We start from the raw sequence: 13,135 nt of genomic DNA, 5'->3' as shown, positions 1-13,135 counted from the left end.
TGTGTTGCACCCCGGAATGGTAAAGAAGAAACACTGGCTACCATTTGGAAGCAAGTATTAGGGATTAAAAAGGTGGGAATCCATGATAACTTCTTTGAAATTGGTGGGGACTCGATTCTCAGCATTCAGATCATATCACAAGCGAGTCAATTGGGATTAAAACTTACACCCAAGCAAATGTTTGAATGCCCAACGATTGCCGAGTTGGCGCAAGTAGTCAAAGAAGATCAGGGAGTACAAGCGGATCAGGGGGTTGTGACGGGAGAGGTACCGCTTACTCCAATTCAGTATTGGTTCTTCGAGCAAGAACATCCGCGTCCACAACATTGGAATCAATCGATGCTTTTAAGAGTAAGAGAGAGATTGGATGTGGAGTTATTAGAGGAAGTCCTATTAAACTTACTCAAACATCATGATGCCTTACGTTTCCGGTATGAACAGTTACCAAATGCAACCTGGAAGCAGAGAAATGAGGGAATCGATGAACAGTCTGTACTTCGTTTGGTAAAGCGGAACGATGCTGATCAACAAGCGTGGAATCAAGTGATACAAGAAGAGATGGATATCACTCAAGCCAGTTTCAATTTACTTACAGGGCCGTTGATGAAAGTAGTGTACTTTGATGACGGTTCGAATGGGAACGATCGATTATTCTGGACGATTCATCATTTAGTAATAGATGGGGTATCATGGCGAATTCTATTGGAAGATTTACAGGCCGTATACAACCAGATGAAACAAGATCAGAGGGTTCAGTTACCTGCGAAAAGTACATCCTTTAAAGAATGGTCGGAACGACTACAGGCATACAGTGAGTCAGATCTTTCAAAAGAAGTAAAAGATTATTGGCATGAACAGGCAGAAAAACAAGTGATGACGATTCCGATGGACTACCCTATACAGGAAACGACAGAAGCATCGATTGATCAAGTGACGATAACGTTGGGAGTAGAAGAGACCCACGCGTTGTTACAAGAAGTTCCGATGACTCATAAGACAAGGATTAACGAGGTACTATTGACGGCATTAGTACAAGCTATAGCTGACTGTACAAATCAGCATAAGGTTTCTGTTCACTTGGAAGGACATGGGAGAGAAGAGGTGATTGAAGGCGTTGATCTATCGCGGACAGTGGGTTGGTTCACGAGTATTTATCCCGTTCACCTTGATCTTCAAGGAACAACAACACCTATTGAGGGATTAAAGGCTGTGAAAGAGCAATTGCGTCGAATTCCGAATCAGGGCATTGATTATGGCATTTTACGCTACTTGAGCAGAGAATTGCTTCCGTTTTATCAGCAGCAAAAACCATCAATAAGCTTTAACTATTTGGGACAATTTGATCAAGTGTTTTCCAAAGAATCTTTGTTTATGCAAGAGACAGGGTTTACACGCTTAGACCATGCTCCAGAATCGAAACCATCTCACCCGATTGATGTTGTTGGTATGGTGAAAGATGGGAAGTTACATTTTGTTTGGATGTATAGTAGAAAACAGTTTTCTAGATTGACGATTAAAGCGATAGCAGATGCCATGTTGAATCAACTTCGTCTACTGATAAATCCACCAACGACAGAGTCTGCTTTTACGGTATCTGACTTTGCTGATGCAGAGGCTCTTACGGAAGAAAGCTTGAGTAAAGTATTACTTAAATTAACAAAGAAGAGGGTGTAACGATGGGGGACATTATCGATATATACGGATTATCACCTTTGCAAAAAGGGATACTGTTTCATACTTTATATGATCAAGATGATGAGCATTCTTTTTCCTATATTGTACAGGTAGGTTTCTTACTCGGTGATCGATTGGATGTTGCTACTTTCGAAAAGGCCTGGGAATACGTCATTCACCGACATGAGATTCTACGTTCTGTTTTTGTGTGGGAGGAAGTAGAAAAGCCATTGCAAGCTGTTTATCAACGTCTTCCTTTTACTATTCGTCGAGAAGACTGGAGCGCTCTTTCATGTGGAGATAGGGAAAAGAAATTACACCAGTTTTTGAATGCTGATCGGAGAAAAGGGTTTTCGTTAGACGAAGCACCGTTGATGAGAATCACTGTGATTAAAGAAGCAGAAGAAGAAACGAGAATCATTTGGACGCATCATCATATTTTGTTGGATGGGTGGAGTGTGTCCCTGATCTTCGGTGAAGTGATGGGAGTTTATCTCAAGATGATAAAGGGAGAAGCATTCGATCTTCCAAAGTCTCTTCCCTATAAAAAATATATCCAGTGGATTAATAAACAAGATCGAAGTAAAGCTGAGAAATTCTGGACAGAAGAATTAAAAGGATTTCATGCACCTACGCCATTAGCGATGGAAAGAAGTGACCAGGGGCAGGAGAAGGGTTATGGAGAGAGCGTTTATCAGCTATCTGAGGAACTGACTGAAACTTTACAAGAGTGGGTACGAAATAGTCAGCTAACATTAAATACGTTAGTGCAAGGAGCCTGGGCTTACTTGATGAGCCGGTATAGCGGTGAAAGCGATATCGTATTTGGTGTGACTAGCTCTGGACGTCCTACTGAATTAGCAGGGGCAGAGAAAATGGTTGGTCTATTCATTAACACATTGCCTACCCGAATTCATGTAAAGAATGATACATCAGTAGTAGACTGGCTCCGTAAGATACAGATGAAAGAAATGGAACGGAGACAATACGAGTATAATTCGTTGGTCGATATTCAAGGGTGGAGTGAAGTTCCAAGGAGCAGTACTTTATTTCATACCTTGTATGTGTTCGAAAATTACCCGATCCAAGGAGAGCGCAATGCTGATTTAAGATTACTAGAGGTCCAAAGTGCAGAACAAACAAATTATCCTTTGACGCTCATTGCAATGCCAGGTAAGGAATTTACTTTGAAGTTGATGTATGACCGCCATCATTTTGATGAAGAGACCATTCATCGGATTCAGGATCATCTATCGCAAACATTAATTCAGATGACGAAAAGCTCAGATTCAAAGCTATCCGAAATTACCCATTTAACAATGGAAGAGCAGGTACAACTGCTAGAGAAATGGAATGATACCCAAGTAGAATATTCATCTGAAAGCATGATTCATACGTTATTTGAGCAGCAAGTGGAGAAAACGCCAGAAGCGATCGCGGTTATTTATGAAAATGAGAAACTTACCTATAGAGAGCTGAATGAGCGTGCTAATCAGCTAGCTCACTATTTACAGAAGCGTAGTGTGGGTCCAGAGTCTTTAGTCGGTGTATATATGGAAAGGTCGCCAAAAATGATGATAGCGTTGCTAGGGGTTCTAAAGTCAGGAGGAGCTTATGTTCCACTTGATCCTACGTATCCCGAGAATCGGCTACGCTATATATTAGAAGATGCTAGAATCGAAGTACTAGTGACGCAAGAAAAGTTAGAAAAAATAGGTATATCCGAACAAATCGAAACAATTTGTATGGATCAAGATCGCATTGCGATTGAACAGGAAGAACCGATCGCATGTACAAGCAGTGTAACAGGAAAAAATTTAGCATACGTTATGTACACTTCAGGATCTACAGGTAATCCAAAGGGAGTGATGATTGAGCATCATTCGGTGATTAATTATCTTGAATGGATGCAACATCAATATCCACTCTCTGAAAAGGATGTGGTCTTGCAGAAAACACCATTCTCATTTGATGTATCGGTGTGGGAGTTATTTTGGGGTATTAGTGTAGGAGCATGTGTATCCTTCCTGCCTCCAGGTGGAGAAAAGGATCCTTCTATAATAGCTGAAGTGATAGAGAAGCATCAGGTTACTGTTGTCCAATTTGTTCCTTCGATGCTATCTGTTTTCTTAGACCATTTCGATCATATTGATTTGAAACTGAAATGTTCGTCCGTGCGTCATGTGTTTTCCGGTGGGGAAGAGCTAAGTCCAGGGTTGGTTAGACGATTTCAACAGCACTGGAATCAGAGCGGACAAGTAAAATTGACCAACTTTTATGGACCAACAGAAGCAACCATTTACGTGAATGCATTTGACTGTCAACCCCATCAAGAATTTGTTTGTATTGGTAATCCAATACAAAATATTCAGCTGTATGTATTAGATCAGAATCAGTGCTTGCAATCGATAGGGATAGAGGGTGAGTTGTATATTGGTGGTGCAGGTTTAGCGCGTGGTTACTTAAACCGACCTGATCTCACTGCTGAAAGGTTCGTTCCGCATCCGTTTCAATTAGGAGAACGGCTATATCGAACCGGAGATTCAGTAAGATATCTAACTGATGGGAATTTAGAATTTATAGGCAGAATGGACCATCAAGTGAAAGTGCGTGGCTTTCGGATTGAGCTTGGAGAAATTGAAGCGACTTTAGAAAGGCATTCGTCTATTAAAGAGACTGTCGTGCTAGTGAGAGAAGATCGCCCTGGTGATCAGCGATTGGTAGCGTATGTGATAAGCGATGGAAATATCCAAAATTGGCGAGCGTATCTCCAGGACCAATTACCGAATTACATGGTTCCAGCACACCTTGTAGAGTTGGAATATTTCCCACTTACTCCGAATGGGAAAATCGACCGAAAAGCCTTACCAGCGCCGGAAGGACAATCTATGGGAGAGTTTAACGTCCTACCAAGAACGTCATCGGAAGAGCTCATCGCCTCGGTTTGGAGTCAAGTGTTAGGAATAGAAAATATCGGCATTCAGGACTCTTTTTTTGAACGTGGTGGGCACTCATTACTCGCTACCCAAATCGTCTCTCGATTACAAGAAGCATTCCAGATCAAAATCCCGCTACGTGAACTTTTCAAGTACGATACGGTGGAGGCACTGTCGAAGCGACTGGATCAGTTGTGTAAAGGAGATAAAAAACGAGAGATTCCACCACTTGTACCTATGTCGCGGGAAGAATCTATTCCGCTTTCTTACGCACAGAAACGCCTATGGTTCATGGATCAATTAATGCCAAATAGTGCGATGTACAATATTCATGCAGCATGTCGACTGACAGGAAAATGGTCACTTGAAGCATTGGAGACGGGATGGAATCAGTTGATTGAACGTCATGAATCATTGCGGACGGTAATTCAAGAGCGAGAGGGTGAACCCGTTCAACAGGTTCAGTCGCATGTTTTCAGACCTCTCCCTCAAATGGATCTAACAACTCTCCCTCTGGAAGACAGAGAAAGAGAGTTGAAGCGGCTCGTTCAAAACGAGGCGGAGGAACCATTTCATTTGGGACAAGGTCCTTTGATCCGAACACGAATTTTGAAAGTGGACAAAGAGGAATGGGTACTTCTTTGTACGATGCATCATATTGTTTCGGATGGGTGGTCAATGGGAATCTTACTCGAAGAATGGATGGCTTTTTATGAAGGAGCCATTAGTGGAAAACCAGTTGAACTGAGGGAGTTACCTGTTCAATATGCGGACTTTGCCATGTGGCAAAAAGAATGGCAAAAAGAAGAGAATCTTGATCAGCACCTTCAATATTGGAAGGAAGAATTGGCCGGTGAGTTACCGGTCTTGCAATTACCGATGGATCGTCCTCGACCTGCTGTTCAAACCCACCGTGGTGCAAGTCAATCTCTGATGGTGGCGAATTCCTTACGGGAAAAGCTCAAGGAATTAAGTCTGCAAGAAGACTCCACCTTATTTATGACCTTGATGGCGGCGTATCAAAGCTTCCTTTCTCGTTATACGGGACAAGATGACATCTTGGCTGGAAGCCCGATTGCGAACCGGAATGTTAAAGAGATTGAAGGATTAATAGGTTTCTTTGCAAATACGTTGGTTTATCGAGCTGATTTCAGTGGAAATCCGACGTTCCAAGAACTTCTGTCGCAGATACGAAAAAAAGCACTAAAAGCATACGAGTATCAGGACATTCCGTTTGAGAAAGTGGTAGAAGCCGTAAAACCTGAACGGAATACCAGTCATTCACCGATTTTCCAAACCATGTTTACCTTACAGAATATGAAACAAGAGTTACCTCAGCTATCTGAAAGAAACATGGAGCTGATGGAAAATCATACTTCGGTTGCCAAATTTGATTTGAGTTTATTTGCATCGGAGACGGAAGAAGGGTTATTGCTAACTTTTGAATATAATACCGATTTGTTTAATGCTGCAACTATTGAACGAATGGCAGGTCATTTTGAACATTGGTTATATGAAATTGTATCTCATCCAAAAGATTCACTATCAAAGCTGAATATGCTATCGAAAGCAGAATATAAGAGGTTACTAGAGGAATGGAATGACACAGGTGTCGTGGCCATACGTGAAAGCACGATTCATACATTGTTTGAGGAACAAGTGGAGAAAACGCCAGAAGCGATCGCGGTAGTGTGCGAAGATGAGGAGCTAACGTATCAAGAACTGAACGAACGCTCCAATCAGTTGGCCCATTATCTTCAAAAGAGGGGTGTGGGATGCGAATCATTGGTTGGGATCAGCGTTACACGTTCATCCGAGATGATTGTCGGTCTCTTAGGAATCATGAAAGCAGGAGGAGCGTATGTTCCGATTGATCCTGCGTATCCGGAGAGTCGGATACGGTATATTTTAGCGGATGCTCAAATCGAGGTACTGGTGACACAGGACAAGTTGCAGCAAAAAATGACGTTACCTGAATCGGTTAATATGATTTGTATCGATCGTGATCGAGCAGCGATCGAACAGGAAGTAACGACCGTATGTACGAGTGAAGTGACAAGCGATAACTTAGCTTATATCATCTATACCTCAGGATCCACTGGCAATCCTAAGGGAGTGATGATTGAGCATCGGAGTACGTTGGCGATGATCCATTGGGCACATCAAACCTATTCCCGACAGGAATTAGCAGGAGTGCTGGCTTCAACTTCACTATCCTTTGATCTATCGGTTTTTGAAGTATTTGTTCCTTTGACGAGGGGTGGCAAGGTAATTGTCGCTGAAAGTGCCCTTCATCTGGACAAGTTGTCTACGAAGGATGTGACCTTGGTCAATACTGTGCCATCAGCAGCGAAGGAACTGGTTCGAGCAAAGTTAATCCCTTCTTCGGTAAAAGTGATGAATTTGGCTGGAGAACCGTTGCCACAGTCACTGGTCCAGCACTTGTATGAGAGAAGTCCGATTGAAAAGGTGTACAACCTATACGGTCCATCCGAAGATACTACTTATTCTACGTATATGAAGCTAGAAAAGGACGTCATGCACAAGGTGCCACCGATTGGTAGACCCATCTCTAACACAGAAGTATATGTACTCAGTGCAAACCAGCAAATGGTCCCGATTGGTGTAGTGGGTGAGCTTTACCTTGGGGGATCAGGCTTGGCGCGTGGCTATTTAAATCGCCCTGACTTAACAAACGAGCGTTTTATCCCGCATCCATTTAAAGAAGGGGAGCGAGTATATCGGACGGGAGATCTTGTGAGATATCTACCGGACGGGAATTTGGATTATCTCGGTCGGATCGATCATCAAGTGAAGATCCGTGGATTCCGGATTGAGCTAGGGGAGATTGAAGCGACGTTACAAAGTCATTCATCAGTTAACGAAGTCGTTGTGATGGTACGCGAAGATCATCCGGGTGATCAGCGTTTAGTTGCCTATGTAGCGGGAGAAGGAAATGCTCATGCGTGGCGTGATTATCTCAAGACCCAGTTACCAAATTACATGGTTCCGGCACACTTTGTCGAATTGACAGCATTCCCACTCACCCCAAATGGAAAAATCGATCGGAAAGCCTTACCTGCACCAGAGCGCAAGGAAGCAGAGGGTGGTTATGTTGCCCCTCGTACCCCTACAGAAGAAGCGATTGTTTCGATATGGCATCAAATTTTAGGCACTGAAAATATCGGGATTCATGATTCGTTTTTTGAACTAGGTGGCCATTCATTACTCGCTACACAAGCTGTTTCTAATCTGAATGAAACCTTTGGAATTGAGTTACCACTGCATGATTTATTTACGTATACTACGGTGCAGGAATTGGCAGAACGGGTTAATCAGTTGCGCTGTAGTGGAAATGAGCAAACGCAGAATGATAGTAAGGAGAATGTAAGTTTTCAAGACTATATTCAAAATGAAGCAGCAGCGAGTAATGATGAAGAGTTACTTGAACTTCTTAAGCAATTGGAAGAGTTATCAGAGGAAGAAGCGCAAGATATATTCGAGAGAAACTTGGTTGAGGAAGGTGTGAAAAAATGAGAAGTGATTTACTTGCAAAGTTGAATTCGCTTTCTCCTGAGAAGAGAGCGTGGCTTCAGAAGCAGATGCAGAAAAAGGAGAATAAAGAAGCGCTTCCGTTGTCCTATGCACAACAACGTTTGTTGTTTATGGACCGATTTAACCCAAACAGTTCAGTATATAATATTCCGACAGTATGGCGTCTAAAAGGAAATTGGATACCTGAAGCATTGGAAAAGGGATTAAATCGACTCATTGAGCGTCATGAATCATTACGCACCGTTTTTAAGGAAGTTGGAGACCAACCTATGCAACATATTGTGGAATTCCTTCCTAGAAAACTACCTGTAGAGGATTATTCTCACCTTCCTCTGGAAGTAAAGGAAAAAGAGATAGAGAGTTTGATTGCTAGAGAAGCGCAGGATCCGTTTGATTTAATGAATGGCCCTTTGATTCGTAATCAACTGGTTCAATTAGGGAAAGAGGAATGGTTATTGCTATGTACCATGCACCATATTATTTCTGATGCGTGGTCCATCGGCATATTGATCAATGAATTGCTTGCCTTCTATGAGGAAGAAATGAGTGGGAAGCCTGCTGGACTAAGTTCGCTATCGATTCAATATGCAGACTTTGCGAAATGGCAAAGGCAGTGGTTGCAGGGTGAAGTGCTAGATCGACAACTTACGTATTGGCAGGAAGAATTGTCCGGTGAGCTTCCTATACTACAACTGCCAGTGGATCGCCCTCGACCGGTTACGCAAACGTACGCTGGGGACACGTATCATGTGATTCTTCCTCACACACTACTCAGTTCATTGAAGGATTTAAGTCGACGAGAAGGATCTACCTTATTCATGACCTTAATGGCTGCATATCAGAGCTTTCTTGCTCGCTATACGGGGCAAGAAGATATTCTTGTCGGAAGTCCGATTGCGAATCGGAACCATAAAGGAGTAGAGGGATTAATCGGCTTCTTTGTTAATACGTTAGTCTATCGAGCGGATCTCAGTGGAAATCCGACGTTCCGGGAGATTTTGTCTCAGATAAAGAAAAAGGCGTTGAAAGCGTATGAATATCAAGATATTCCGTTTGAAAAAGTGGTAGAAGCTGTACAACCTGAACGGAGTACGAGTCATTCGCCCATCTTCCAGACCATGTTTACGCTACAGAATATAAAACAAGAACGAATAGAGCTGTCTGGGAGAAGTTTGGAAATGATAGAAAGTAATATTTCCATCGCGAAATTTGATTTGAGTTTAACCGCTTATGAGGTGGAAGAAGGTCTATTTGTCTCTTTTGAATACAATACAGATTTATTTGACAGTAGAACCATTGCACGTATGGCAGGGCATTTTGAAAACTGGTTGAACGAAATTGTTCATCATCCAGATGAATCATTTACAAAGCTGTCGATGCTAGCGGACACAGAACAGAAGCAGCTCTTGGAAGAATGGAATGACACTGACGTAGTTTATTCACATGAGAGCATGATTCACGAACTGTTTGAGCAGCAGGTTGCGCGTACACCTGGAGCGGTGGCGATAGTGTATGAAGGTGGACAGCTGACGTATCAAGAACTCAACGAGAAAGCGAACCAATTGGCACATTATTTACAGAAACGGGATATAGGACCTGAGTCATTGGTCGGTATATGTGTCGAGCGTTCACCCGAAATGATTATTGGTCTCTTAGGGATTCTCAAAGCAGGTGGGGCTTATGTCCCACTGGATCCGAGTTATCCTGAAAATCGCCTGAGATACATTTTAGAGAACTCGCAGATCCAAGTGCTTTTAACAAAGGAAGCGTTACAGGGTTGGTTGCCTGAAGGCATCCAAGCGATTTGTTTGGATCGAGATCAAGCAGCGATTTCTAAAGAGAGTAGCTTGGCACCAGTGAGCGGAGTGACAGCAAACAACTTGGCGTATATCATTTACACTTCGGGTTCGACAGGGAATCCTAAGGGAGTGATGATTGAACACCACTCGGTTATCAACCGATTACAGTGGATGCAAAAAAACTATCCATTATCTGAACAGGATACGATTCTTCAAAAAACGCCGTTTTCGTTTGATGTCTCTGTCTGGGAATTATTTTGGTGGTCATTTGTAGGAGCACGTGTTTGTTTACTTCCACCGGGTGGCGAGAAGGATCCTGCAATGATTGAGGAGTGTATTGAGCGATATCGCGTGACCACGATGCACTTTGTTCCGTCGATGTTATCTACTTTCTTGGATTATATGGAACAATTCAAAGCGAAAAAGGACGTATCGTCTTTGTGTCAGGTTTTTACCAGTGGAGAAGCGTTAAATACCGAACAAGTTCGCCGGTTTAAGGGTGTGTTTTATGATTCTCAGCAAACGAAGTTAAGCAACTTGTATGGTCCTACAGAAGCGACTGTAGATGTCACTTACTATGATTGTGATTTAGAAAAAGAACCGTTGCTTATTCCGATTGGTCGTCCGATTGATAATACCGAATTGTATGTGCTAGATCAAAGCCAACAGGTGGTACCGATAGGTGTGGCTGGGGAACTTTACCTTGGTGGTGTAGGCTTGGCACGTGGTTACTTCAATCGTCCAGAGTTAACTGCTGAACGTTTTATTCCGCATCCATTTAAGGAAGGGGAACGGCTCTATCGGACGGGGGACCTGGTGAGGTATCTGAATGATCGCAATGTGGAGTATATCGGAAGAATAGATAACCAAGTGAAAATCAGAGGATTCCGGATTGAGCTGGGAGAGATTGAAGCGTTCCTACACGATCATTCATCTGTGAAAGAGGCTGTTGTGTTAGTGAAGGAAGATCATCCTGGAGACAAGCGGTTAGTAGCTTATGTGGTGGGTGAAGGAGACACTGGAGAATGGCGTGAGCACCTCAAGACGCAATTACCGAATTACATGATTCCGGCATACTTTGTCGAGATGGAAGTGATGCCACTCACTCCGAATGGCAAAATCGATCGCAAAGCCTTACTGGCATTGGACGGACAGCCCATGAGCGTAAATATTGTCTCACCGCGAACACCAGTGGAAGAGCTCGTCGCATCGGTATGGAGTCAAGTGTTAGGCATAGAAAATATTGGTGTTCAGGATTCCTTCTTCGAGCTTGGTGGCCACTCGCTACTCGCTACCCAAGTTGTCTCACGTTTACAAGAAGTCTTCCAAATCGAACTACCGGTGCGTGAACTTTTTGAGTTTACAACGGTGGAGGCACTGGCGAAGCGACTGGATCAGTTGCGTAAAGGGGACAAAAAACGAGAGATTCCACCGCTTATGCCGATGGAACGGGGAGAAGCCATTCCGCTCTCTTATGCCCAACAGCGCCTGTGGTTTATTGACCAATTCACGCCTAATAGTGCACTTTATAATATGCCGATGGTATGCCGTCTTACAGGAAATTGGGTACCTGAAGCATTGGAGACGGGATGGAATCAGCTGATAGAGCGTCATGAATCTTTACGGACTGTGTTCCATGAAATGGATGGTCATCCTGTGCAGCAGATTCAACCGTATGCTTTCCGGTCCCTTCCTCAAATGGATTTAACTATGCTTTCTCCGGAAGAGCGAGACGCAGAAGTTAATCGTTTAATTCAGCAAGAAACAGAAGTGCCATTTGACTTAGGAGAGGGCCCACTGATTCGGACAATCGTCTTGCGAGTGGGAGAAGAGGAATGGATCCTCCTCTGCACCCTGCATCATATCGTTTCGGACGGATGGTCGATGGGAGTCCTACTTGAAGAATGGATAGCTTTCTATGAGGAAGCAACGGATGAGAAGGTAGCAGAACTTGAACCATTACCGATCCAATATGCGGACTTTGCTCAATGGCAAAAGGGATGGTTGAAGGAAGAAGTGCTTGAACAGCAACTCCACTATTGGCAGGAAGAATTGTCTGGTGAGCTTCCTGTGCTACAACTGCCGATGGATCACCCGCGTCCTGCGGTGCAAACCCATCGTGGATCGACACACACTGTGTTGCTGTCACGTTCGTTACGCGACAAACTGAACGAACTCAGTCGTCAAGAAGGGGCGACGCTCTTTATGACTCTGTTGGCTGCGTATCAAAGCTTCCTTTCTCGTTATACAGGACAAGAAGATATTCTCGTCGGAAGTCCAATTGCGAATCGTAATTACAGAGAGATTGAAGAATTAATCGGTTTCTTCGTCAACACGTTGGTTTATCGGGCTGATCTGAGTGGCGCACCGACATTCCAAGAGTTGTTGTCTCAGGTGCGGACAAAAGCATTGAAGGCGTATGAATATCAAGATATTCCATTTGAAAAAATTGTGGAAGTTGTGCAACCTGAGCGGAGTACAAGTCATTCTCCGATCTTCCAGACGATGTTCATCTTACAAAATATGAAACAAGAGCTTCCGGTGTTGTCTGGTAGAAGAATCGAAATGATAGAAAACCATAATTCGATCGCAAAATTTGATTTAAGTGTAATGGCAGCCGAGGCGGAAGAAGGATTAATTTTCTCTTTTGAATACAATAAGGATTTATTTGATGTTACAACCATCGAACGAATGGCAGGACATTTTGAGAACTGGCTACATGAAGTTTCTCATCATCCACAAAAACCGTTGAATAGTTTGAGTATGCTCTCCGAATTTGAGCGTGATTTGTTATTAGAGACATGGAATGACACTGCAATGGAAATGTCCCAAGAGGGTCTTATTTGCGACAGATTTGAGGACAAAGTAGCACGACGTCCCGATGCGATTGCAGTGGTCGATCAAATGAGAGAGTGGACCTACGGTGAACTGGATACGCGGGCAAATCAGTTGGCACATGTTTTGCAGAGAAAAGGGGTTGGTCCTGAATCAGTTGTGGGTGTCTACCTCCCGAGATCGGCTGAGCTCATGTCAAGTTTACTTGGCATATTAAAAGCTGGCGGGGCCTATGTCGTTCTAGATCCGTTGTATCCGAAATCACGGTTACAATACATGATTGAAGATGCAGGGATCCAAATCGTAGTGACGACAGCAGCGCAAGAAAGCCTTTCT

The 13,135-nt window shown here is 43.3% G+C and carries 3 protein-coding genes; all 3 read left to right on the top strand.

From position 1 onward, the window contains the following. Positions 1 to 1,674: condensation domain-containing protein (locus tag C568_RS0129070; RefSeq protein ID WP_018783583.1), on the top strand; the 1,674-nt coding region annotated here is incomplete at its 5' end. A gap of 2 nt (positions 1,675 to 1,676) precedes the next feature. Continuing rightward, on the top strand, positions 1,677 to 8,147 hold the full coding sequence (locus C568_RS0129065) for a non-ribosomal peptide synthetase (protein WP_006097600.1): 6,471 nt from the start codon (positions 1,677 to 1,679) through the stop codon (positions 8,145 to 8,147). After that, a partial coding sequence (locus C568_RS0129060; protein ID WP_018783582.1) for a non-ribosomal peptide synthetase occupies positions 8,144 to 13,135 on the top strand: 4,992 nt, incomplete at its 3' end. The genes C568_RS0129065 and C568_RS0129060, both read left to right, overlap by 4 nt.

The organism is Bacillus sp. 95MFCvi2.1 (assembly GCF_000374965.1).
Lineage (GTDB): Bacteria > Bacillota > Bacilli > Bacillales > Bacillaceae_G > Bacillus_A > Bacillus_A pseudomycoides.
The sequence above is the reverse complement of the archived record's forward strand: the minus strand, read 5'-3'. Positions and strand labels throughout refer to the sequence as shown.

Excerpts from the sequence above, each read along its gene's own strand:
- C568_RS0129065 (WP_006097600.1), top strand. The coding sequence starts at position 1,677 with ATGGGGGACATTATCGATATATACGGATTATCACCTTTGCAAAAAGGG.